Genomic DNA, 24685 nt, shown 5'->3' on the forward strand with positions numbered 1-24685 from the left:
ATTTAGTGAATTGAGTGACGAGTTATAAAATATGAAAAAATGTTTGTTAATTTTACTTGGTAGCTTTTTCATGCTGCTAGGATTGTTTTTTGCGGTTGTGCCTGGTCCATCTTTAATATTTTTTATTGCGGGTTTAATGTGCTTTTCGTTTTACTACCCTAAAGCACGGCATTACCTAAGTTTATGCCAGAAAGCGTTAACAAAATCATGCGCATTTTTAGACAAAAAGTTAGCTCGCTAATTTAATAAAAATAATAGAGTAAACAAAAATGCCAGCAATATAGCTGGCATTTTTTATCAATACGATGGATTAACTTGCTAGTTTTTTAGCAAGGTATAACCATGTTTCAAGCACTGTATCTGGATTAAGAGAAACAGAATCGATGCCCTGCTCTACTAACCATGCAGCAAAGTCTTCATGGTCAGATGGGCCTTGGCCACAAATACCCACGTATTTACCTTTTGCTTTGGCAGTTTGAATAGCCATAGATAAAAGCTTTTTAATAGCTGGATTACGCTCATCAAAAAGGTGTGCTATTAAGCCTGAATCTCGGTCTAGTCCAAGCGTTAACTGTGTTAAATCGTTAGAACCGATAGAGAAACCATCAAAGTGCTCTAAAAATTCTTCAGCTAAAAGTGCGTTTGAAGGAAGTTCACACATCATGATTACTTTTAAGCCATTTTCGCCACGTTTAAGGCCATGTTCCTCAAGTAATTCAATCACACGCTTACCTTCTTCAAGGGTACGTACGAATGGGATCATGATCTCTATGTTGGTCATATCCATTTGATTACGAACACGTTTTATTGCTTCACATTCTAAGGCAAAACAGTCACGGAAATCTTCCGAGATGTAACGTGCTGCACCACGGAAACCAATCATTGGGTTTTCTTCTTCTGGCTCGTATTGTTGGCCGCCAACTAAGTTTGCATATTCGTTTGATTTAAAATCAGACATTCGAACAATTACACGCTCTGGTGCAAAAGCACAACCTAGTGTTGAAATACCTTCAACAAGTTTAGAAATATAAAACTCTACTGGCGAATCATAGCCGGCAATCATGTCGGTAATTTCTTCTTTTAATGCATCAGTTTGAGCATCAAAATTAAGCAGTGCCTTAGGGTGAACGCCAATCATGCGGTTAATAATAAACTCAACACGGGCCAGACCAACACCTGCGTGAGGTAGGCGAGCAAAGTCAAATGCACGATCAGGATTACCAACATTCATCATAATTTTCATTGGTAATTCTGGCATTTTATCAACACGTGAAGTGAGGACTTCAAAATCTAAAATACCTTCGTAGATGAAACCGGTATCACCTTCAGCACATGAAACAGTTACTTCTTGCCCAGCTGTGATTAGGTCGGTTGCATTACCACACCCTACTACAGCAGGAATACCCAGTTCACGTGCAATAATTGCAGCATGACACGTACGACCACCACGATTTGTAACAATCGCTGCAGCACGTTTCATGATTGGTTCCCAATCTGGATCTGTCATATCAGTGACTAAGATATCGCCTACTTGTACCTGATCCATTTCATCGATTGAGTTAAGTACACGAACAATACCTGAACCAATCTTATGGCCAATGGCACGTCCTTCAACAACAACATTGCTGCTGCCATTTAATTGGAAGCGCTCCATCACGTTTGTGTCTTCGTTTGAACGAACTGTTTCTGGACGAGCTTGAACGATATATAGTTTACCGTCGTTACCGTCTTTGGCCCACTCGATATCCATCGCGCGGCCGTAATGTTTTTCAATGATCACAGCTTGCTTAGCAAGTTCTTCTACTTCAGCATCTGTGATTGAGAATTTGTTAGAAAGTGCGTTATCTACATCTACAATTTCAACTTGCTTGCCATGAGCTTCGTCATCTGAATAAATCATTTGAATAGCTTTAGAACCGATATTACGGCGTACAACTGAAGGCTTACCTTTAGCAAGAGTCGGTTTGTGTACATAAAATTCGTCAGGGTTAACTGCGCCCTGTACAACCATTTCACCTAAACCATAGCTTGATGTTACAAAAACAACATCTTCAAAACCAGATTCAGTATCAATACTGAACATTACACCTGATGCTGATTTATCTGAACGAACCATGCGCTGGATACCCGCAGATAAAGCAACGCCACGATGATCATATCCTTGGTGTACACGGTATGAAATTGCACGGTCATTAAATAAAGAAGCGAATACATGTTTAATGGCGACCATTACGGAGTCTATACCACGAACATTTAAGAAGGTTTCTTGCTGACCTGCAAATGATGCATCAGGCATATCTTCGGCAGTTGCAGATGAACGTACTGCGAATGAAACATCAGCTGCTGTATCGCCGTGGAGTTGGCTATAAGCTTGGCGGATTGCTTGGTCTAAATTAGGTTGGAATGGTGTGTCGATAATCCATTGGCGGATATCAGCACCTACTTTGGCTAGTGTGTTTACATCATCAACATCAAGTGTGTCTAAGATGTCATGGATTTTTGCATTGAGTCCTGATTGTTCTAAAAACTCATTAAAAGCGTCTGCAGTTGTTGCAAAACCACCAGGGACTTGCACACCAGCGTTAGCTAGGTTTGAAATCATTTCGCCGAGTGAGGCATTTTTACCACCAACACGTGGAACATCTTGCATACCAAGCTCTTGATACCAGAGAACGTATTCTTGCACGGGATCTTTCTCCAAAAAAACAAATTGTAGTATTAACTGTGAGAGTTAAGAAAGAAAACCTTCTAAAAAGGTCACCTTCATTCTACACTGGCAACAGTCCATACGTAAACCGTATATGGGCTCAATTTACTACAATAGGTAATAAAAAGGTTAATATGAGAACTGCATTTTATATTTCTGATGGCACAGCCATTACTTCAGAGGTATTTGGCCATGCGACACTGTCGCTATTTCCGGTCAAATTTAATCATAAAACAATCCCGTTTGTAGAAACCGAACAAAAAGCGAACGAAGTTAGACAGTTAATAGACAAAACAGCTCAACGCGATGGCGAGCAGCCTTTTGTGTTTTATACTTTTGTAAATCATGAATTGAGTGAAATTATTAGTTCTTCGTGCGCTGTTTGTTATGATTTTTTATCAACTTACAGTGATAAAATAGGTAAAGAGTTAAATGTTGCACCAGTTCCAAAAGTCCACCGAACACATTCAATGCATGAAAAAAGCTATGATTTCAGGATTGATGCAGTCAATTATGCATTAACAAATGATGATGGTGCCAATATAAAAAATTATGCTGAGGCAGATATCATATTAGTTGGCGTTAGTCGAAGTGGTAAAACGCCGACTAGTTTATATCTTGCTTTGCAATTCGGTATTAAAGCAGCAAACTACCCTTTAACTGAGGACGATTTAGAAACAGGTAAATTACCCGAATGTTTAACTGCCTATAAGCATAAACTGTTTGGTTTAACAATTGACCCTGTTCGACTTGCTGATATTAGGCAAAGACGAATGGCTAATTCAAAATACGCTTCGTTAAAGCAATGTAGAATTGAAGTACGTGAAGTTGAGATGTTGTATAAAAAGCATAAACTGGCTTATTTAAACTCGACTCATCACTCTGTAGAAGAAATTTCAGCTAAGATTATATCTGATACTAATCTTGAACGACGTAAGTACTAACTTATTTAATTTCAAATACAGATATCGGACATAAAAAAAGCCACTTTTAAGTGGCTTTTTACTTTTGAAAAATATTATTTACGTGCGTCTTTTAATAAGTCCGCTACTAAAAAGCCAAGCTCTAAAACTTGATCTGCGTTCAAGCGTGGGTCACATTGAGTACGGTAGCGTTGTGCTAAGTCATCATCTGATAACCCATAAGCACCACCGGTACACTCTGTTACATGCTGGCCTGTCATCTCTAAATGAACACCACCTGCATATGAACCTTCAGCTTTATGAACAGCAAAGAACTGGCTGATCTCACGTAGGATATTATCAAAGCTACGGGTTTTATAACCTGATGTCGCTTTTTCAGTATTACCGTGCATTGGATCAGAGCTCCAAATTACTTTGCGACCTTCTTGTTGTACTTTACGTACAAGTGCTGGTAGTTTTTCTGGTAATACGTCTGCACCCATACGCGTTATAAGTGTAAGGCGACCTGGAATATTATCTGGGTTTACTGCATCAATTAAACGGATAAGTTCATCTGGGTCCATACCAGGGCCAACTTTAACACCAATAGGGTTCTTTATCCCTTTGAAGAACTCAATATGTGCGTGATCTAGTTGACGAGTACGCTCTCCAATCCAAACAAAGTGTGCAGAACAATCATACCAGTCGCCCGATAGGTGATCACGACGTGTAAGGGCTTCTTCATAACCTAATAATAAAGCTTCATGAGACGTATATAAGTCAGTTTCTTTTAAGCTTGGGGCTATTGAAGAATTTATGCCACATACTTCCATGAACTCTAATGCGTCTTGAATTTTATCAGCAAGCTGTTGGTATTTAGCCTTTAACGGGTTTGCAGCTACAAAACCCATGTTCCAACGGTTTACCTGATGTAAATCTGCTAAGCCACCTTGTGCAAACGCTCGGAGTAAGTTAAGTGTTGCAGCACTGTGATGATACGCCGTCATTAAACGTTGTGGATCTGGAATACGGGCTTCTTCAGTAAACTCAAAGTTATTGATTATATCACCACGGTACGATGGTAAAGATACACCATCAATTGTTTCCATATCAGCTGAGCGTGGTTTAGCGTACTGACCTGCCATACGTGCAATTTTAACTACCGGACATTTGCCACCATAAGTAAGAACAACGGCCATCTGTAAAATTGTTTTAAATGTGTCACGAATATTTGCCGCATTAAAATCACTAAAAGACTCTGCACAATCGCCACCTTGAAGTAAAAAGGCACGACCTTCACACACATCTTCAAGTTGTTTAAAAAGACTGCGTGTTTCTTCAGCAAACACTAAAGGCGGTGCACTCTTTAATTGCCCTTCTACTGTTTTAAGGGCTTCTTGATCTGGATACTGTGGCTGCTGAAGTATAGGGAGTTCTCTCCAGCTATTTGGGTTCCACGACTGCATAATATTTCCTCATTCCTACTATTACCTGATACAAAGAAATTAACGTATGCAGCCCCCCTGTTCAAGGACTATATTCACGTATTATCAATTATTTAGTTATGACATAAATTAAAAGGTTGTTTTATACCCCTGTCAACTTCTGAAATGTTCTTTATAAATAAACCAGGATTAGTTAAGTAACTGATAATAGGCTATTAAATATATTCTTGAAGGCAGTACATTTTTAAAATGTATCGATAAAGATAACAAAAGCATAAAAGAACACATCATACCTCAGCTATAACAGAGTGTACTCTCAGCTTTACACTGTTATTTTAAATAATTTCGCTTTCCATGGAAAAGGTTTGACTCTTGTGCTAGGAGAGGTTTTAAAGGTGCTTAATTTTTTGATTGTGCCTTCGGGTAACTAATAAATTAAATTCGCAGTGCGAGTTTGGTAAATACATATCTTACTATTTACTATGCTATTCATTCGTAAGCTCAGTAGCTGGTTTTGGGTAACTGTACTCTCAACATGGAACTCATGAGCTTGCATATACTCCACTGGTAATTTAAATGTCAAACCATGTAATAACATATTCATATCATTTATAAAACACCGCACCTAGTGCGTATATTTTCCGTACCCTGACTCCATTTTGATTTTATCTTACGAACATTAGAAATGTACCAAATTCATACTATGGTTCTTAAATGCGAAAGCTTGATAAAATGCACAAACAAATTAATAAATGCCCACACCAAATTAGTAAGATATATATAAACCCCATTAGATAATTTTTATTGATTCCAAATTTACGTAAATAACAAACGCTAATAGTAGTAACAATCGCAATATAACAATTTCAGATAGCTACAAAATTAAGAACACATCATACTTAAATTTAGTCAATAATACACTCAGCAAATGAAGAATATTAGAGTAATAGCAATCAGGAGATAGACAAGATCTTGATAAATGCTATGCTATAGTAAATAGTTGTTGTATGATGTGTTCTTATGGTATCAAAAGTACAAATCCGAAGTCAGTTTGACTTATTAAATGATCTTACTAATTTATTAATAGAAGACTTAAGAGAGTGTGAGTATTCTAAAGCTGAATTTTATCAGCTACCTGAAATAGAAAGTAATGATGAAAAGATAGTTCCGCACACTATCGAGGTAATAAAACAATCAGGTCAAGTCGCGCATAAGTCAATTTTAAATTCGTTTTCTGATGTATACAAAAAGTCTGGTTTTAGTTCACGTGTTCTTAAACGTCATCCAGGATTATTAGTATTAAAAAATGCGAATAAAGAAAGTCTGGTTGCGCGCATCCAACAGCTGAATAAAGCAAAAGCAGCTTTCAAAGAGTGTATATTATCGATTGATAATAATGATGCTCGATTTGAAGCCGTTCATAATGCCGTACCAAATTTAATCACTCTAGCCGCATATAGAAAAGTTCACTTTGAGCACGACTCCCCTTTTTCTGTTCGTTTTACTTGGATGCACAAGCATGCAACTAAAACGCTAACTAAAAAAATGGCTTTAGCAATGCTCGAAAAATCAGCCGGGTATTCTAATCCGAGAATGATAGATCAACATAATTGGCAGGCACTTGTTGCTCAAGAGCAAGTTCGCGTTGCAAGCTTGGGGGATAAAGAAAAATTAAGAATTCGCAGGCCTACAAGAGTAAGTCCCCAGGTAAATGTGAGATACACTGCGCAAAATAGATATCATGTCAGTGCAGCGTTACCTTTTATTTTAATAAATCCAGAGCCCGATGTGAAACTCGGCACTCTACCTAATTATATTAAGCCCGACAGTCATCCTAGAAAGAGAGAATATGATTTCTTAGTTGATAGACTTTACTTAGAGCAAGTGACGGATTAATTTAACGCTATTCCATACAACTTTATTATGTTAAATAGCTTTTCTTTTCAAACTAATACGATTACTCATTAGCTTGAGTAATACAAAAAAGCCTTTAGTAAAAACTAAAGGCTGCAAAAATTAATTATCTTCGACTATTTCTTCTATTTTATCTTCATCGATCAAAACTGCATTTTCTACAATTCGTTTTCCACCTTGAATCTCAATACGTTTATTTTGTTTGTTAAGTGTAAGAATCTCATCGCAGAATTGATCTGATGGATGCATCTCATATGTGTAATCAATAATATTACCTGTTTTATCATCTTTAACATTTGTGATGCTGTATTCTGAGATTGCTCCTTTTTCGATTAAATCTTTCATGGTGGTCGTCATATCACGACGTAACGCTTTGAGTTTATTTTCAGTTATGTCATCAGTTGAATAAATTGAACCGTATTTTTCCATAATTGATAATAATCTAAAATGGTATGTTTTACCTGGAGCAGCATAGCGCCAAAGATGGTACAAACGCAGCATCATCCAACGAGACAAACCCCGTTTTAATTCTTGAGCACTATTAAAATAATAGCCTTTATATTCTAAGTTATCGATCATGTTATGAACAAATGCGTTTAGGCAAGCAACACATTTTACATTGCCGCCCTGCCCTTTTTTACCACTAAAATGTAATGATGATAAAAAGTTCATGTTCGACTCATAAAATGAATCATCAATATCTGTATTCTTTGTATCTGTTGCAGAATATTTAAAGGAAAGTTTAGAACCTTGTAAAGCTTCTAATGCTTCTTTAATTTGTGGGTACGGCATTGATTGACCAACAGCTTTTAACTCTTGTGCCAATTCATTCATCGAAAAAACCACAGCATATTGAATACCGGACTTAAAATTTATTTTAACGATTTTACCCTTAGAGGCTAAACGAATAAGTGCTCGTTCAACTTTTTCTTCACGATCTGATGGCCAAACCAAAAACTCAACATCTTCGCCATCTTTTCGAGAGCTCACAACAGCCGGTGTTATCTTTATTTCACCATCGTATAAAATGCCATCGACTTTTTCAGAAATTTTACGCGTAATGATTGTCTTTTTAGGGGCTTCTTCAAGTGGTAATTTTTTATGACCAGAGCGAACAAAACGTCCCCACAAATCATAATGGTTAAATGTATTCGAGTATGCTCGCAATCCATGTGCTGCATTTTCAATTGAAATGCGTACATCTTTATTATCAGTAAATAATGCTAAGCTTTCATTATCGATTGCACTTTCCACCCCGTGGATTTGACCCCGTAAAGTATCGGGCAAGTTATCTACCGAGATGTTAACCTTTCGGCTCATTGTTCTTATTTCCAAATTTTATTGCGAAAGTTAATAACAACACATATAACGAGAAAAGTTAAATGTTTAAGTTAGTATAAACTTGATCTGAGTTTAAAATATATCTTTAGATCACTATTTTACTAACTACAAGTGTAAATCATGTTTTTGAGATCAGTTTTATACTAAGGTAACAGCTTCAAACCGAAATTTTACTAACTCAATTGCTTTTTTGTCAGGTAAAACTGTTTTATTTAGCAAAAACACACGACAATAATCGCTAATTTTTATTTTGCCTGTGTATAAAGGTGATTTGAGTTAGCATAGATCTGATCTGTACTTACTACAGATCAGATCTATACTAATTAAATGTACTAGATAAACACTTCTGCAGTGTATAACTTACTATTTTACTTAGTAAAAAATTGATCTCACACTAACTTTTTGTGACTAACTTTGTGGCCAAGCTGTGCATAAGTTACAAGTTGAATTACTAGTTAGTAAAAATGTGATCTATCAGTTATTAAAGATCTGATCTTAACTAAGTATAAACCTGATCTAATATTTTAGCTATTATTGATTAAAATCATATACTTATGCTATATATTTTATCCTCTAACCTTTACTACCTTATATATTTAACCACCTTTAATCTTCTTTATTTATACTAAGCAATCTAAAATTTATAAATTAAGTTTTTAATGTCTTCTATTTAAAATACATGTCGCTATAAATACTTGTTTACAGCGATTTGAATGGACATTATACTTATAGCCTAACTTTGAGGAATAAAGCATGTCAATTCATAATAATGCCTTAGCCACTTATCGGCTTTTAAAAGCAACAGCAGAAGTTGCAGAAAAATCTTTAGAAGGACGTATTCAGCATTATCGTGCGCATTTGAAATCAGAAGAAAAAGAATTACGTACCTATACTCAAAAAGCAGCAGCAGACCTTTTAGGATGTAACAATAGAACGTTAAAACGTCGCCATGATAATGGTGACTTTGATGAATTGAATATCAAACGTGGTGCTAATGGGCATTATGCGTATACTTTAGTTAATATCTTTGCAATGGCTGATATTATGGATATTCAGCCTGATCACCGCAATGAAGATGATAAACTACAAGTTATTGTAATAAATTCTCTCAAAGGTGGTTGTGGCAAAACAACGAGCATGGTTAATATTGCAGCTGCGTTAGCGACTACAAATATTAAACGTTATCGTATTGGTATCATCGATTTGGATCCGCAAGGTTCTTCATCTAGCTTTTTTCCTCCAAGTGAACCGGATCCTATTACAGTTGGCGACTTAATGCGTGACTGTATTGAACTTGACGATGGTGAAACCTGGCCACAATTGGTATCTAATTCTTTTTTACCTACTCATATTCCCAATATTAGAATGTTACCTTCAGGAATGGATGACTTTTATTTTGAGCATGAAACAGCAACATTATTAAAAGATAGTTCGAGTTATGATAAAACTCGCCATTACCATAAATTACTAGAAAAAGTTATTGAGCCGGTAAAAGATCAATTTGATATCATTTTAATTGATACTGCACCTTCTCTTAACTTTATGTTTTATAACGCTTTAATGTCATCAACAGCCATGTTAATACCCGTTCACCCTGAAGCGGTTGATTTTGACGCTAACAATAAATATTTAAAGCGCTTAGGTGAAATTTATCACACTGTGGCATCTTTAGGTCACGAAGGTTGGGATTTCATGCAATTCTTAGTGACTAATTATGTAAAGGGTAATCACTCTCAGCGCGACATTGTTAAAGACGTACGTAGTGCTTTTGGTCGTCAAGTAATGAGTTACCCGATTAATCATAGCTCTGCAATTACTGCTAGTTCATCATCTTTTAATACCATTTTTGATCAAAAAACTTCTGATAGTCTTGCAAGCCGAGAATCTCTACTTCGTGCTCAAGAAAATATCAAGGATGTAGTTGATGAGCTAGAAATGTTGATCCGTTCTAATTGGAAATCAACCGAATCACAATTAAAAAACCCTAAGTAAGGTAGTTAATAAAAATGGCTAAAAAACGTAAAAATGACACCAGCTTAGATCCTTTTGCTACCTCTATTGGCAACAGTAATCTTGATGAGCTTTTAGAGCAAGCAAGTGCTGGTGATGTTATAAAAATGCCTGCACCTAGCGATCCTTCACGGTCTATTACATTGATCTGTAAAGTTATCCCCCATGAACAAATTGAACAAACAACAAAAGTTTATGGTAAAAATCGCCGTGTCCAAGCACTATTAAACGAGAAGTCAGTAGCTGATATACTGCCTGCAATTGCACAAGATGGCCGTAACCAACACCCTGCATTATGTTGGGATAAAGGCAACGAGACTCTCGTCTTAGCCGGTTCACGCCGCCGTATGGCCTGTATCCTAAGTAATGCTGATTATATGGTACTTAGCTCTGCTGATTTTACTGATTTAGATGCTAGAATTTTAGCTGTTTCTTCGGATCAATATATTGCACCGAGTCTTTGGGAATTAGGCCAAGCGTATCAATACACAAAAGATGAGTTAATCGAACAAGGTAAAAAGGGGTCATATCGCGAAATAGCGGCTATAGAGGGAGTTTCCCATACTGCGGTTGCAGATGCTATTAAAGCCTATGAAAAGCTCCCTGAGAGCGTTTTATCACTCTATCCTACTGCTAATCACGTTGGCCGTGAGGTTGCAAAAAAACTCATTGCAGCAAAAGAGCGAGACGAAAGTGCGTTTATAAACTTAGTTATAGAGTTGGCTGATGATAAAAGTCTTAGCCAAATAGAGGGTGATGAAAAAAGAGCATTGGCTATAACTAAATTACTGACTGCAGAGCCACAGTCTGTACAACGTAAAGAAGCTGTTCTTGAAAATGATTTTATTAGCGTTCAACGTAATCTGAAAAGTGGTGATTTATCTATTAAAATAGATAATAAAGTTATGACAGACAAGCGCTTAGAACAGTTAACCAAACTTCTTAAAGCTTTTAATTAGTTAATAAAATACTGATCTGAGATCATGCTTTTGTTAGTAAAAATATGATCTCAACACCTTATATTGTTAGTAAAATAATGATCTTTTTCACCCTGTAATGTTCATTTAAGCCTCTTAGATCACTATTTTACTAACAAAACACACGCTATTATCCTTTCAGTCATCATATTCACTAGTACTTAGTAAAAATTTGATCTGTATAGTCCCCTGTTTGTTATTAACTTGTATATAACTTGTGCGTTTGTTGTTCGTTAGTTCTGTTTTACCTAATTTTTTCTATAAACCGATTTTTTACTAACTTATCTACTCCAACCAGTTTGAATTAGTACTTTAATGCTTTTTCTCTTGAGCGATAAATCATATACTGGGAAAATTATTTTTTATTTATACTGCCCTAGGCGCTATGTCTGCTAATTTATCAAAATCTGATCTACTTGCTATTTTTGAAGAAATTAAACAAGAACAAGCAACCTTGTTTCCTCTTTCTGAGCGGTTTATTAAACAACTATTTAGCCCGCAGGTTCTAGTGCAGGCAAAAGAGTATTTAGCCAATGGTCAAATTAATTGGTTAGAGCATAATAGCGACTTTTCAGTCATCGATGCTTCAATGTTTGGTAATGAAGGAAGTACTTTTACCCAACATATCGAGATTAAAAAATTAGCAAATGGTTTTTCTGTTGACCGCCATTGCTCATGTAATGCAAAAACTAACTGCCGGCATCTGGCCGCTGTGTTATTAAAACTAAAAATTGATAATTCTGGCGAGTATGGCCAAGATTATATTATGAATGATTGGTTTGATGAGCTTAAGGAAATTAAACAAAACCAATCAGACATAGCAAAAAACGTTTTATTATTTGTGCTTGAAGTTGACGCGTCTAAAGTCGTTTTAACGCCAAAAATAGCGGCTTCATCAAGTGAGCATAATTATACTTTAGGCCGTAATCTCACTGACCAACAGCTAAATAGTTTTGTTACTCCTACAGATTTACTCGAAAGTGATTTTAGACTTTTTAGTTGGATCCGTTCACAAAATGCCCTCGGGAACCTAGAGCTCAAGGGTCAATGGGGGTTTGCTGCATTACAGCAACTTATCGCAACCCAAAGGCTGTTTTTTGGTCGTGCACGAAAGCCGATCAAGCCAGATAGCGCTGTTGATTTAAGTTTCAACTGGTCTGACTCTTCAGAGCTTATGCAGCTTGAAGTAGGTATCAATAATAAAGACTCTTGGCTGTTATTAAAAACCACCCCACCGACTTACCTTGATACAGACACATTAAAGATTGGCCGTATTCGTACACCACTTAGTGGTGAAGAAGTTGCTCATATTCAGTCTATTCCTGCTATACATAAAGATAATTTAGCGCGTGTTTATAAACAAATAACGTCTAATTTTGGTGATGGTGTTATTCCACATTATAAGCGTTCAGCGCAGCAAAAGTTAAAACGTCACACTGAAACCCAAGCCGTAATTGAAGTAGATAACAGTAATAATCAGTTTAATCTTAATCTGCAGTTTAATTATCAGGGGAAAAATTATCCTCCAAACTCTGCCCCCACTCACATCCTAAACTCGGCTGTTGAAAATACGGTTATTACTGAATTAATTAACCTCGGTTTTGAGAGTTGTAAAGGGCCTTTACAAGAGAAGTTTATTTTTAATAAACAAAGTTCTATCTATCAGCATTGGTTTAAATACGATGTTATTCCTAGTCTAAAGTTACGAGGCTGGAAAGTTGCAGATAAAAACCTTGTTATCAAAAAGTCTCGTCTATCGGTGTCACTTGATATTAAACGCGGAAAAGGGCATCAAATAGTTAGTAAAATATTGATCCCTAAATCTAAAGCAGCGACTGTTCTTGCTAATGAAAATCCTGATTTTCAATCTTTAAACAGACAAAGTGATCAGTTTTTCTATTTTTCTAGTGGTAAAAGCTTTGCTGTAATAGATAAGAGAGCGTTTAATACCCTTAATGACTTCACAAACCGCTTTGAGCTCATAAAGACAAGGGATGAATTATTGATCCCATTGTCATTTTTGCCGCAGCTAATGGCGTTAGACTGTTTAACCGTAAATTTAGTTGATGATAATTTAGAGTCTTATCTTAGTGAACTTGAACACTCAAATAGCATAAAAAACAAGCCTCTCTCAGGCCTCAATGACGGGGTTATATTACGCGACTATCAGCAGCAAGGAGTTGATTGGTTAGAGTTTTTGAAACGGCATAAATTAGGCGGTATTCTTGCTGACGATATGGGGCTTGGCAAAACATTGCAAGTTATTGCTTTCTTAGCTAACTCAAAGAAAAAAGTGCAAGCTGGACCTACACTTATTGTTTGTCCTACAAGTCTAGTAAGTAACTGGCAAAATGAAATCGAAAAATTTACCAGTAGTTTAAAAATTACCACAATCTTTGGTGCTTCACGTATAGAACAATTACAACACCTTGCACAGTCAGATTGTATATTAACGACTTACCCCTTATTAAAGCGGGATATAGCGTATTACACTCCATTGTACTTTGAAAATATCATCCTTGATGAAGCTCAATATATTAAAAATGATAACGCTCAAGTGTCTCGTTTAGTAAAGCGGTTGAACGCTGATTTTAAATTGTGTTTGAGTGGTACCCCAATTGAAAATAATTTATTTGAACTTAAATCGTTACTCGACTTTGCCATGAGTTCTTTGCTTGGCTCTGTTAGTCATTTTAAGCAGCACTTTCAAGTTCCTATTGAGCGTGATGGTGATAACGATAGAGCCAATGAATTAAAGTCTCTAATCATGCCTTTTATCCTGCGTCGAACTAAGGCAGAAGTTGCTCAAGAGCTGCCACTTAAAACTGAGCTAGTCAAAGAGTTTGAATTTGAAGCACAACAAAAATCACTGTATGAAGGGATCACTAACTCGTTAGAGGAGAAAATGATAAACTTATTTGCTGCTCAAGGAGTGCAAAAGAGCAAGCTAGCATTCTTAGATGCACTATTAAAGCTTAGGCAAGTATGTTGTCATCCCCGATTAGTAGAACCGCAAACACAAGCTGGTAGTGCTAAATTAGAATGGCTAAGTAAGCATCTGCCAATAATGTTATCGCAAGGTCGTAAGGTAATTATTTTTAGCCAGTTCACATCTGTACTGGATATACTTGCTGAGCAGCTTAACCATTTAGCGATTAAATATAGTTTACTCACAGGTCAAACTCGCCATAGAGAAAAAGTGATTGATGAGTTTACTCAGGGGAATACATCAGTATTTCTAATCAGCCTTAAAGCTGGGGGGACTGGTCTTAATCTAACTCAAGCCGATACGGTTATACATTTTGATCCTTGGTGGAACCCTGCTGTTGAAAAGCAGGCAACCGATCGTGCGTATCGCATTGGACAAACCAACCCTGTATTTGTTTATAAGTTAATAATGGCTAATTCAATCGAGCAGAAAGTGTTTAAAATGCAGCAAGAAAAGCAAGCATTAGTAGATGCATTATTTACTGATAAATCAATGAGTTTTACAAGTTTTGATGAAAGCCAAATGTTGTCATTAATAAAGCAGTAAAGTTTTTTTAATTTTTTTGAACTAAATAAGGTTTTATTCGTCTACTTATATGCGTGTGGTTAAATTGCAGTTTACATACGCATCATGTTGATTTCCCTATTTAGTTACTAATTTAGTAATATTGAGCCAGCTCACTTTGAGCTGGCTTTTTTCATGCTTGAGTAAAATGCGTGCTCTATTTTACTAATTTGATCTTTTATCAACTTTTTTTGAACTAACTTAAATTGTAAGTGTCTACTATATTGCGTGTGGTTAAATTGCAGTTTACCCATGCATCATGTTGATTTCCCCGTTTAGTTACTAATTTAGTAATATTGAGCCAGTTCACTTTGAGCTGGCTTTTTTTATGCTTGAGTAAAATGCGTGCTCTATTTTACTAATTTGATCTTTTATTAAATTTTTTTGAACTAATTTTAATTGTAAGCGTCTACTTAATTGCGTGTGGTTAAATTGCAGTTTACCCATGCATCATGTTGATTTCCCCGTTTAGTTACTAATTTAGTAATATTGAGCCAGTTCACTTTGAGCTGGCTTTTTTTATACTTGAGTAAAATGCGTGCTCTATTTTACTAATTTGATCTTTTATCAACTTTTTTGAACTAATGTAAATTGTGGACGTCTACTATATTGCGTGTGGTTAAATTGCAGTTTACCCATGCATCATGTTGATTTCCCCGTTTAGTTACTTATTTAGTAATATTGAGCCAGCTCACTTTGAGTTGGCTTTTTTTATACTTGAGTAAAATGCGTGCTCTATTTTACTAATTTGATCTTTTATCAACTTTTTTGAACTAATGTAAATTGTGGGCGTCTACTTAATTGCGTGTGGTTAAATTGCAGTTTACCCATGCATCATGTTGATTTCCCTATTTAGTTACTTATTTTAGTAATATTGAGCCAGCTCACTTTGAGCTGGCTTTTTTTATGCATTTGAAAAATCTGCCCCTTTATACTGATTTGAATTTTTAGCAAAGTTAATTACTCTTTTTAGTTACCCTTTCACATTCGTTTGCTGTAATAACACGTAATATTTATTTGCTATTTTTCTTTCTAAAATATTGTTATCTAACCGCAGTTGTATGCGGAGAAAACCGTAAATGCAATGAAATGTTAATTTCTTGTGTTTTATTTTTGTTAGGTTGTGTCTATTCTTGGTAATTCGTTGTAATATCAATAGTTAGATATCTACCTCATCATTTGATTTAAGGTATTGATAATGGCTTATTTAATTAATAAAAATACAAGTGAATATTGCTTTTTATATGCGCACCATAGTTTTGGGCGTTTCCAGTATTCTGTCGATACACTTGTGAATGACTTAAGCGTGTCAAAAATACACACTATCATCGAGTGGTTAAACGATAAGTGGTATATCAAAGATTTGAGTCTTAACGGCACTTGGTTAAACCATAAGCGTTTGGCCAAAGATGAAAGTGAAGCGTTAAGCGTAGGTGATAAAATTTACTTCGCAGGTAACTCTGACACGACTTATGTTGTAAAAGATCTAAGTGCTCCAGCAGATCAGTTAATAAAATTAGATGAACAGCAAAATAAAACCGCAGAATCAATTAAGCTTAAACATTATCATCTGCTGCCTGAATCACAACCAGATAGCGCTGTGATTTATCAAAAAGAGACAGGGCAGTGGTTGCTAGAGTCATTAGAAGATTCACAGCATGTTAACCAAGAGGTATTAGAAGATAATAGCATTATTTCATTAGGGCATGACAATTGGATGTTTTTATCTAGTCACTTAGAAGTGACTACTCAAATGAGCTCAGTACCCCAGTTGTATATTAGTGATTTAGATTTTATTTTTAACCTTAGTTTGGATGAAGAAACTTCAGCATTAAAAATTCAACATCATATAAATAATAAAGATTATGACCTGCATGTACGCTGTCATCACTATTTAACCTTAAATTTAGCACGCTATAGAGCGCAAGATGCTAAAAAAGGAGTATTACCTGCAAACCAGGGGTGGGTTAATACGGAGCAATTAGTGAAAGATTTAGGTGTCGACATGCGCTATTTAAATATACAGATACATCGTGCTCGCAAGCAATTTTCAGAAGTTTTAACAAATGTTCATGACGCTGAAAATATAATTGAAAGACAACTGCGAAAAGTACGGTTTGCTGGCTCATCTTTTACAATTTATAAAGGATGTGAATTAGAGAGTACCTCGGATGTCGTTAGAGCATGAAACAGTATTAAAATTTAATCAGATCATCACTAACTATAAACTGATAAAGTTACTTAACCAAGGAGGTATGGGAAGTGTGTACCTTGCTGAAGATACACGTTTAAAGCGCTATGTTGCGATTAAAATATTAAAATCTACAGAACATCTAGTAAATCATAGTGACCCACTTGTAGAGGCCCAGCTTTTAGCTCGTTTGAACCATCCAAATATAGTACAAGTGCACGATGTGCTGTTGTATGAGCAGCAAATATGTATTGTTATGGAGTATCTTAAAGGTAAAACGTTACTCCAGTTTCAACACCAGCACATAACGACAATTGAAGAAAAGCTTAATTTATTACAACAACTGTGCGCTGGACTCGTTCATGCGCATAGCCAAGGTGTAATGCACTGTGATTTAAAACCAGGCAATATACTTATCGACAATCATGAATTAAAAATAACTGACTTTGGTATTGCTACGTTACAGAGTAACCCACTAAAAGAGCAAAGTTTAGAATCTAGCTTTGGTAGCGCTAGCGCGATGTCGCCGGAGCAGCTAAATAAACAACCATTAGACTTTCGCAGTGATTTATTTTCGTTTGGTATGCTGGCATTTTTGTTTGTTAGTGGCCGACATCCATTTGGAGAAGGCTCAGCAAAAACACTGGCTAATAATATAGCTAACGGGAAGGCTCTAAATGCACATGAAATTATTCCTAAACTACCAAATGAATTATGTGATTTATTAAACCAACTTTTGCAACGAAAAAAAGAGCTTCGTCCTGTTGATGCCAAACAGGTTGCACGTAAGTTGCAAGATGTAGTTATTGCCATTAAACAACAAGAAATCCTAGCACAAGATACTATTCCAATAGAGCAACTCGCGATACAAAAAAAATCCCTTTTTAAACCCGCTTTTTTGGTCGCCGTATCTGTGATTGCTTTGGTGGCCGTTGGGCTGACTTATAAACTTAATGAGCCACCAAGTGAACATTATGTTGCATTTTTACCGCCTGTAATAAAAGCACAATCAATGCTTAATGCGGATCTTGATATGATAAAAGCGACAATTGATGATGCTGTAAGGCAAGGCATAATAAATAGTAAGCACTTACATTTAATTTCTCGTGATGAAGTTGACACAATTGTAACGGGTGAACATAAACAGCTTAATTTAACTGCTCAGCTTAATAAACTAAGTCAAGCTACAGGGTTGCAAGAAGCTATTAGTTCAGAGCTCAATTGCACTCAGTTGCAGTGTTACTTAACGCTTGTTCGTTTAGAGGCACCAAACTGGACAGTAAAAGCGCGTAAACAATGGCCTATTATTGTGGACAACTACAGCCAAATGTATCAATCAAGTAGACAGCAGTTAACCGCGCTTTTTCCTGATTTTGATAGTAAATATTTAACCTTATCTGAGCTAAGTGATACCGTACAAATTGAGCATATTGCGCTCTTTCAAAAGGTTCAACAAGTTGAGCTGCATTCAGAACAGTTATTTATACGTATTACCGAAGCGATTGAACTTACCCCGCAACTGTATGCTAATTATGAGCTATTGCGTGAAGTTGCACTGAGTTTGTATCAACTCTCGCAGCAAAAGCGATATTTAGATATTGCTAGTAAGCTGCTGTTTAATGCGCCTTCTGAATATCAAAACACCCCTGCATTCGCTAAAAATGCCATGCTTATTGCGATAGCAAAGCAGGATTGGGTAGCGGCGGAGCAGTATTTAACTAAAGCAAAACAAGTAGGTGCCAGTACATTAACGCTTTACGAATTAAAAGGAATGTTATATCTACAACAAGATCAACTGCTTGAGGCACAGCAAGTATTTGAACTGGCGTTAAAAATACGGCCTAATCCTATAATAAAACAAAATTTGGCGCTTGTGTTGTGGTGGCAAGGTAAAATAGCTGAGGCAAAACAATTACTCAACGAAGTAATAATCATAAGTCCAAATAACTATACAGCAAACCAACTGCTCGCAGATATCGCACTCACCGAAGGTGAACTAAGTGTTGCAATAAACCAATATAATCAGGCAATCGCCATTAAGCCCGAAAGCACTGATTTAAGTAATTTAAGCATTGCTTATTCATTACAAGGTGAATTTGAGCAGGCGTTACACGTTGCGCAGCAAGCCGTTGATATTAACCCTGAGCATATAGGTTTTAGGCTAAATTTAGCAGATATTGAAAAATCACTCGGACTTAGTGAATCTTACCCAGCTAATTATTTAAAGGTGATAGAACTTACTCAGAGTCAGCAAACATTGGATAGCTATTTAGAAGCAGCTCAAGCATACAGCCAATTAGGCGAAGCAAAGCTCGCATTGCAGGCATTAAATAAAGCAATAAGTATTGCAGCAGACCATTACGAATACGTGTTTAGCGCAGCATTAGTGTATAGCGTGATAGGTGAGTATCAATCAGCGTTAATGTATATCGAAAAGTCACTAGAAATAGGCTATCACCCAATGTGGTTCAAGCTACCTTGGTTTAAGCCATGGTGTCAAAAAGAAGGGTTTATAAGCTTAGTGCAGCAATATGACCCTTCTTTTAATTGTGGTAGTGTATTAAATTAAAGTGTAGCACCAGGTCTACGTACTATAATTTTAGGGTCCTGCGACATATAAATTTTATTAGTCGGCAGATGTTTTGCTGTGTATCTAAATGAGATAGGTAAATATTGAGTATGTTCACCTTCGGTGACTTCAATAACTTTATCTAAATTGTCTTTATCTACGCCGTTAAATTCGTAAGTTGGTACTACTTGAGTAATGCGTAAAACTAACGTGTCGTCATTTGTGATTTCAGTTGATAGATTATATTGGCAGTTACTATCGGCACCACAATATTCAACACCATTACCGTAAAACTCCCAATCAGCGGCAACAGAAGGGTCTAGCTGAATAATTAGTTCAACATATTGTTTAGCCTCAGTGCTTTTTGATACACCTTGTTTTGCGTTATCAAATAAAACACTTAACTCCTCCGTTGGGTTTGTTTCATTATCAAAAAACGTTAGCCAGTTCTCATTAACGTGAGGTAACACGGTAAGGGTTTTCACCGAAAAGTAATTATCTGGTTGGCAAAGCACTTCAATATTTGGAGTTTGAATGTTATTCATGTGATCGATCCTTGTATAAGGGGGTCATTATAATTACAGCAGCTAATTTAGGCTTGTTAGCACATATTAATTGCTGCATAACCTAAGATTAGGTTAATTTGCTTTCAGTGTAGAAGATATTTTTTATAAAACGAAACTAAAAACAACATCTGTAATGTCGTGTAATAATTATTTCGCTCTCGAAGTAGCAAAAATACCTATCTTGGTATTTTTAGATTCGCTATGATGAATTGTCTTTTGGTTAATTAAGTTTATTTATGTATTTACAGCTACTTACAAATTTCGACTGGATTAGCGTTGGTGTTGGTTTTACAGCTAGTGCCGTGCTTTTTAGTATCATAGGAGCTATGCGTCGTAAGCGCCTTTACAAAGAGCTTAACGAGCAGCAGCAACAGATCGTCTCATTACAAACTCAATATAATGAAAAGCAACAACAGTATGTGGCATTAGTTGATGAACAAGATTTACTTGAACAAAGCTACCAAGAGCAAAGAGACGAAGCGCAGCATTTTAAAACTCGCTTTAGTGAACAAGAAAAGCACAGCCAGCAATATAATAATTATTGGCGCAAAGCCGAAGCTGATTTAACGTCTTTACGTAGTGAATTTAATGCTCGAGATGTAGAGCTTAATTCTTTACGGACTGTGCTTGAACAAAAACAAACTCATTTTGAGCAGCAGCTACAACATATTAAAGACAGTAAAGAGCAGCTTAAAAAAGAATTTGAAAATTTGGCTAATCAAATCCTAGAAGACAAATCGCAAAAATTTAAAACCCTCAATCAAGAAAGCATCGAGCAATTGTTAAAGCCCGTACAAGGTGAGCTTAAAGGTTTTCGCGATAAGCTTGAATCTATTCATGTTGAAGACTCAAAACAACGTGAAGCACTTAAAATTGAGTTACTGCATTTACAAGCTAAAAGCCAAGCCGTTACCGAACAAGCAGACAAGCTCAGCAACGCACTACAAGGGCAAAAGAAAACCCAAGGTAATTGGGGCGAGTTAATGCTTGAAAACGTGTTAGACAGCGCGGGGCTGCGAGCCGGTACGGATTACGAACGAGAGGTTTCGTTTAATACCGAAGACGGCCGCCTTCGCCCTGATGTGGTGGTGTATTTACCGCAAGGTCGTCACTTAGTTATTGATGCTAAAACATCGTTGAATGCCTACACTCGCTTTGTTAATGCAGATGATGAACTACAAGCTCAGCAAGCGATTAAAGAGCATGTAGAGGCGGTTAAAGCCCGTATTAATGAATTAGCCAGTAAATCGTACGACCGCCTACCCGGGCTTAACTCCCCTGAAGTCGTTATCATGTTTGTGCCGATAGAATCTGCGTTCGTTGAAGCATTAAAATATCAAAGTGATATTTACCAACAAGCGATAGAGCAAAATATACTGGTTGCCACACCCACCACCCTATTAACTAGCTTAAATATTGTTAAACAACTTTGGCGTTTTGAAGAGCAAACAAAGTATTCAAAAGAGCTGGCAAACCGCGCGGAACGCTTTTACAGTAAACTTAATGGCTTTTTAACCAGTATGGAAGGCGTTGGTAAACAGTTAGATAAAGCCAAAGAAAGCTACGATAAAGCGTTTTCACAGTTATACCGTGGTAAAGGTAACTTAATTAAACAAGCTTCTGAATTTAAAGAGCTTGGTGTATCAGTACAAAAAGAACTCCCAAAAGAAAGTGTTGAACGGGCGCAATTAGAGCTAGATTGATCTAAAGTTTTCATTAAAAGGGCTCAAAATGAACATAGGGATATATATTTACGATGATGCTGAAGTGTTGGATTTTTCAGGCCCATTTGAAGTATTTAGTACTGCTAAACGCTTGGCAAATAATAACTGGAAGGTGTTTTTTGTGGCAGAGAAAAACAAACCAGTACTTGCGCGTGCAGGCTTTAGTGTAAACCCCCATTACAGTTTTGCAGATCATCCCGCTATTGACTTGTTAATCGTTGTTGGTGGTGTGCATACCCATGAGCTTGAAAAACCAGCTGTAATAAACTGGATACGAAAAAACGCAGGCACTGCTACTAAAGTTGCTTCTGTGTGTACGGGAGCATTTTTATTAGCCAGAGCTGATTTACTCGATAATCTAACGGTTACTACGCATTGGGAAGATCAAACTGATCTTGCCAGTATATTCCCAAATCTAAATGTGATCGCAAATAAGCGCTGGGTGTCACAAGGTAAATTTACCACCTCCGGCGGTATTTCTGCAGGTATTGATATGAGCTTACAATTGGTTGCTGAGTTAATAAGCCTGGAACATGCAGAGCTTACGGCAAAGCAAATGGAATTTCAGTGGCACAAAAATACTTAACCCTCTGGGAGCTGCTGTTGTATAAATGCGTGCATGTAATCACGTAAACAAACCGATTTTTTACTAAGTAAACGCCCGCTGGGCCAAATAGCAAAAATTTCCCTTGGCAGACTTTGCCAAGCAGGTAACACTCTGACTAATTCGCCAGTTTTAAGCTCATTTATGATTTCGAACCGCGGCAGTAAGCCTACTCCTTGATGGCCGCACAGTTGATATTTAACAAAACCTGTATCGTTATAAATACTACTAAAGCGGCACTTATGTGTGTAACTAGCACGTGTTTGACTATTGGTGAGTGGCCAACTATTTCTCAGTGTTGTTCCAATTAAACTGTGCTGTTTAAGATCGCTTGGCTCTTTAAGCACTGCGGTCTTGGCTAAGTAATCAGGTGAAGCCACTAAAATAGAATCAGCTTGCCCGAGCTTTTTTTGCTGCAATAACGAGTCTATTTGTGGGCCTATTCGTAGTGCTAAATCGGCTTGGCTTTTTATTATATCTTCAAGTTGATTACTCAAAATTAGCTCTAATTGAATATCTGGGTAGGTTTTGGTAAACGACAACCACATTGGCCTTAAAAAGCCATGGCAAATATTAAGTGGCGCAAGCACTTTGAGCTTACCGCTTAGTTGCTCTTTTTGTTGATTAAGTTGATGACTGGTTTGTTCAAACTGCTCAACTAAACTTACGTAGCTTTGGTAATAAACCTGCCCTTGTTGAGTCAGTGTGCATTGGCGCGCAGAACGATGCAGCAACTTTTGCCCAAGTCGAGACTCAAGGCGTTGTAAGCGTCGTGTAACGGTAGCCGCAGGCAGTGATAAATACTCTCCAGCTTGAGATAAGCCACCTTGTTGCACTATGCGCACAAATAACACAATATCGTCTAGCATGATTCCATTTTTGCAATTTAAGTTTGATAAAAGCTTTGTATTTAACGTTTTTGTAAGTCTATATCATTGTAATCAAGTTTTCCTAGTAAAGAGTAATTTTAATGTTTGAAAATATTGATTGGATAGCAGTGGTTGTTTTGGGCATTGGCGCAACGCTATTGCTCGATGTATGGAGTATAGTGCTTGCAAAAGTGTTTGCTGTGTCGTCGTTAAACTTTTGTTTGGTAGGTCGCTGGGTGAGTTTAATGCGTACAGGCCAATTTAGGCATACTGCAATTGGTAAGGCTACAGCGCAAAATAAAGAATGTGCGTTAGGTTGGGTCATACATTATTTAATAGGGATTATTTTTGCCTTGGTATTCTTGATTATAATGCCAAGTAACTGGTCATATTCCCCCTCCTTTTGGCAGGCTCTATTATTTGGCTTGATAACAGTTTGCATACCATTTTTTGTTATGCAACCCGCCTTAGGTCTTGGTATTGCCGCCCGCAATACTAAAAAGCCAGTTCATGCTAGAGCCAAAAGCTGCGCCTCTCATTGTGTATTTGGTGCCGGGCTTTATCTCAGTACGCTTGTATTAACATTATTTTAAGGTATCGGTATGACGAATAATTACTGGCTAAAACGATGGCAAGATAATGACATTGGTTTTCATGAGCAAAAAGTAAATCCTTATTTAGATCGTTATTTTACTAACCTAAACGTAAAGCAAAATGGGCGAGTTTTTGTGCCTTTATGTGGTAAAACAAACGACATTGGCTGGCTTTTAGAAAAACAGTTTAAGGTTGTTGGTGTCGAACTAAGTGAAGAGGCAATAATCCAACTGTTTGATTCATTAAGTTTAACAGCTAAAGTCACTACTTACGGTGCACTAAAACTTTATCAGGCAAATAACTTAACTATTTGGGTAGGAGATATTTTTTCTTTAAGCAGCACATTAATTGGCGTGGTTGATGCAATATACGACCGCGGAGCTTTAGTTGCTCTACCCTTAGAGTTGCGAGCAAAATATACAGCTCATTTAATTCAGATCACAAATAATGCGCCACAGCTGCTTATTTGTTGCGTGTATGATCAATCTAAACGAGATGGAACCCCTTATAGTGTGACTGCTCAAGAAGTATTTGATCATTACCACCGTGTTTATACACTTAAGTTAGTAAAATGCCAGCTTATAAAAAATGGTATTAAAGGTGTTGAGCCTGCAAATGCATTCGTATGGTTATTGAGTAAAAATAATTGCTAGTTTTGTATATTGCATGCAATACTTAAGGCCGATGGATAGATATCTGCGATAAGCTTTAAACTATTA

The 24685-nt window shown here is 36.7% G+C and carries 17 protein-coding genes; 12 read left to right on the forward strand and 5 right to left on the reverse strand.

The window, feature by feature from the left end; all coding sequences use genetic code 11:
- The first annotated feature begins 31 nt into the window (after nt 1-31).
- On the forward strand, nt 32-241 hold the full coding sequence (locus AAEU30_RS00350) for a hypothetical protein (RefSeq protein WP_421958764.1): 210 nt from the start codon (nt 32-34) through the stop codon (nt 239-241).
- Nucleotides 242-310: 69 nt separating this feature from the next.
- Here AAEU30_RS00350 and ppsA read toward each other — a convergent pair whose 3' ends face one another.
- Nucleotides 311-2686 carry a phosphoenolpyruvate synthase gene (gene ppsA / locus AAEU30_RS00355; protein ID WP_421958765.1) on the reverse strand — a complete coding sequence of 792 codons (2376 nt, stop codon included), beginning with the start codon at nt 2684-2686 and terminating at the stop codon, nt 311-313.
- A 155-nt stretch (nt 2687-2841) separates the two neighbouring features.
- On the opposite strand from ppsA, the gene ppsR reads away from it, so the two are divergent.
- Nucleotides 2842-3651: a posphoenolpyruvate synthetase regulatory kinase/phosphorylase PpsR gene (gene ppsR / locus AAEU30_RS00360; RefSeq protein WP_421958766.1), complete on the forward strand. Its 810-nt coding sequence runs from the start codon at nt 2842-2844 to the stop codon at nt 3649-3651.
- A 74-nt stretch (nt 3652-3725) separates the two neighbouring features.
- Here the strand turns inward: ppsR and AAEU30_RS00365 are convergent, their stop codons facing one another.
- Entirely contained in the window at nt 3726-5075 is a 1350-nt protein-coding gene (locus tag AAEU30_RS00365; RefSeq protein ID WP_421958767.1) for a class II 3-deoxy-7-phosphoheptulonate synthase, read from the reverse strand.
- A gap of 999 nt (nt 5076-6074) precedes the next feature.
- Here AAEU30_RS00365 and AAEU30_RS00370 point away from each other — a divergent pair.
- The gene (locus AAEU30_RS00370) at nt 6075-6950 is read left to right on the forward strand and encodes a DNA replication terminus site-binding protein (RefSeq protein WP_421958768.1); all 876 of its coding nucleotides are present in this window, start codon (nt 6075-6077) and stop codon (nt 6948-6950) included.
- A 120-nt stretch (nt 6951-7070) separates the two neighbouring features.
- Here the strand turns inward: AAEU30_RS00370 and AAEU30_RS00375 are convergent, their stop codons facing one another.
- Entirely contained in the window at nt 7071-8288 is a 1218-nt protein-coding gene (locus AAEU30_RS00375) for a replication protein A (protein WP_087534475.1), read from the reverse strand.
- Between the two features lie 774 nt (nt 8289-9062).
- Between AAEU30_RS00375 and AAEU30_RS00380 the strand changes: the two genes are divergently transcribed.
- The 5 genes from AAEU30_RS00380 to AAEU30_RS00400 all read left to right on the forward strand — a co-directional run bounded on the left by AAEU30_RS00380 (nt 9063) and on the right by AAEU30_RS00400 (nt 19609).
- On the forward strand, nt 9063-10301 hold the full coding sequence (locus AAEU30_RS00380) for an AAA family ATPase (protein ID WP_421958769.1): 1239 nt from the start codon (nt 9063-9065) through the stop codon (nt 10299-10301).
- A gap of 14 nt (nt 10302-10315) precedes the next feature.
- Complete coding sequence (locus tag AAEU30_RS00385) at nt 10316-11278, forward strand: transcriptional regulator (RefSeq protein ID WP_421958770.1); 963 nt, start codon at nt 10316-10318, stop codon at nt 11276-11278.
- A gap of 403 nt (nt 11279-11681) precedes the next feature.
- Nucleotides 11682-14831: an SNF2-related protein gene (locus AAEU30_RS00390; protein ID WP_421958771.1), complete on the forward strand. Its 3150-nt coding sequence runs from the start codon at nt 11682-11684 to the stop codon at nt 14829-14831.
- Between the two features lie 1216 nt (nt 14832-16047).
- Nucleotides 16048-17037: an FHA domain-containing protein gene (locus AAEU30_RS00395; RefSeq protein ID WP_421958772.1), complete on the forward strand. Its 990-nt coding sequence runs from the start codon at nt 16048-16050 to the stop codon at nt 17035-17037.
- On the forward strand, nt 17021-19609 hold the full coding sequence (locus AAEU30_RS00400) for a protein kinase domain-containing protein (protein ID WP_421958773.1): 2589 nt from the start codon (nt 17021-17023) through the stop codon (nt 19607-19609). Before AAEU30_RS00395 ends, AAEU30_RS00400 begins: the two co-directional genes overlap by 17 nt.
- Here AAEU30_RS00400 and AAEU30_RS00405 read toward each other — a convergent pair.
- Nucleotides 19606-20154 carry a hypothetical protein gene (locus AAEU30_RS00405; RefSeq protein ID WP_421958774.1) on the reverse strand — a complete coding sequence of 183 codons (549 nt, stop codon included), beginning with the start codon at nt 20152-20154 and terminating at the stop codon, nt 19606-19608. The two genes, AAEU30_RS00400 and AAEU30_RS00405, sit on opposite strands and share 4 nt — an antisense overlap.
- Before the next feature lie 347 nt (nt 20155-20501).
- On the opposite strand from AAEU30_RS00405, the gene AAEU30_RS00410 reads away from it, so the two are divergent.
- Together AAEU30_RS00410 and AAEU30_RS00415 are read left to right on the forward strand one after the other, a co-directional pair.
- Entirely contained in the window at nt 20502-21878 is a 1377-nt protein-coding gene (locus AAEU30_RS00410; RefSeq protein WP_421959029.1) for a DNA recombination protein RmuC, read from the forward strand.
- Between the two features lie 28 nt (nt 21879-21906).
- The gene (locus tag AAEU30_RS00415) at nt 21907-22485 is read left to right on the forward strand and encodes a DJ-1/PfpI family protein (protein ID WP_421958775.1); all 579 of its coding nucleotides are present in this window, start codon (nt 21907-21909) and stop codon (nt 22483-22485) included.
- Here AAEU30_RS00415 and AAEU30_RS00420 read toward each other — a convergent pair.
- Complete coding sequence (locus AAEU30_RS00420) at nt 22482-23372, reverse strand: LysR family transcriptional regulator (protein WP_421958776.1); 891 nt, start codon at nt 23370-23372, stop codon at nt 22482-22484. The genes AAEU30_RS00415 and AAEU30_RS00420 overlap by 4 nt on opposite strands.
- Before the next feature lie 101 nt (nt 23373-23473).
- Here AAEU30_RS00420 and AAEU30_RS00425 point away from each other — a divergent pair, with 101 nt between their 5' ends.
- Both AAEU30_RS00425 and tmpT read left to right on the forward strand, forming a co-directional pair.
- Nucleotides 23474-23965, forward strand: coding sequence for a DUF2938 domain-containing protein (locus AAEU30_RS00425; protein ID WP_421958777.1), 492 nt, complete (start codon nt 23474-23476; stop codon nt 23963-23965).
- A gap of 9 nt (nt 23966-23974) precedes the next feature.
- Nucleotides 23975-24619, forward strand: coding sequence for a thiopurine S-methyltransferase (gene tmpT / locus AAEU30_RS00430; protein WP_421958778.1), 645 nt, complete (start codon nt 23975-23977; stop codon nt 24617-24619).
- Nucleotides 24620-24685 lie beyond the last annotated feature (66 nt).

The organism is Pseudoalteromonas mucoides (genome assembly GCF_049257175.1).
Lineage (GTDB): Bacteria > Pseudomonadota > Gammaproteobacteria > Enterobacterales > Alteromonadaceae > Pseudoalteromonas.

Bases quoted from the DNA above. Each gene is read 5' to 3' on its own strand.
- AAEU30_RS00350 (WP_421958764.1), top strand. From the start codon at position 32: ATGAAAAAATGTTTGTTAATTTTACTTGGTAGCTTTTTCATGCTGCTA.
- AAEU30_RS00420 (WP_421958776.1), bottom strand. From the start codon at position 23,372: ATGCTAGACGATATTGTGTTATTTGTGCGCATAGTGCAACAAGGTGGC.
- tmpT (WP_421958778.1), top strand. From the start codon at position 23,975: ATGACGAATAATTACTGGCTAAAACGATGGCAAGATAATGACATTGGT.
- AAEU30_RS00425 (WP_421958777.1), top strand. From the start codon at position 23,474: ATGTTTGAAAATATTGATTGGATAGCAGTGGTTGTTTTGGGCATTGGC.
- AAEU30_RS00395 (WP_421958772.1), top strand. From the start codon at position 16,048: ATGGCTTATTTAATTAATAAAAATACAAGTGAATATTGCTTTTTATAT.
- AAEU30_RS00375 (WP_087534475.1), bottom strand. From the start codon at position 8,288: ATGAGCCGAAAGGTTAACATCTCGGTAGATAACTTGCCCGATACTTTA.
- AAEU30_RS00410 (WP_421959029.1), top strand. From the start codon at position 20,502: ATGCGTCGTAAGCGCCTTTACAAAGAGCTTAACGAGCAGCAGCAACAG.
- AAEU30_RS00370 (WP_421958768.1), top strand. From the start codon at position 6,075: ATGGTATCAAAAGTACAAATCCGAAGTCAGTTTGACTTATTAAATGAT.
- AAEU30_RS00415 (WP_421958775.1), top strand. From the start codon at position 21,907: ATGAACATAGGGATATATATTTACGATGATGCTGAAGTGTTGGATTTT.
- AAEU30_RS00380 (WP_421958769.1), top strand. From the start codon at position 9,063: ATGTCAATTCATAATAATGCCTTAGCCACTTATCGGCTTTTAAAAGCA.
- AAEU30_RS00400 (WP_421958773.1), top strand. From the start codon at position 17,021: ATGTCGTTAGAGCATGAAACAGTATTAAAATTTAATCAGATCATCACT.
- AAEU30_RS00405 (WP_421958774.1), bottom strand. From the start codon at position 20,154: ATGAATAACATTCAAACTCCAAATATTGAAGTGCTTTGCCAACCAGAT.
- AAEU30_RS00390 (WP_421958771.1), top strand. From the start codon at position 11,682: ATGTCTGCTAATTTATCAAAATCTGATCTACTTGCTATTTTTGAAGAA.
- AAEU30_RS00365 (WP_421958767.1), bottom strand. From the start codon at position 5,075: ATGCAGTCGTGGAACCCAAATAGCTGGAGAGAACTCCCTATACTTCAG.
- AAEU30_RS00385 (WP_421958770.1), top strand. From the start codon at position 10,316: ATGGCTAAAAAACGTAAAAATGACACCAGCTTAGATCCTTTTGCTACC.
- ppsR (WP_421958766.1), top strand. From the start codon at position 2,842: ATGAGAACTGCATTTTATATTTCTGATGGCACAGCCATTACTTCAGAG.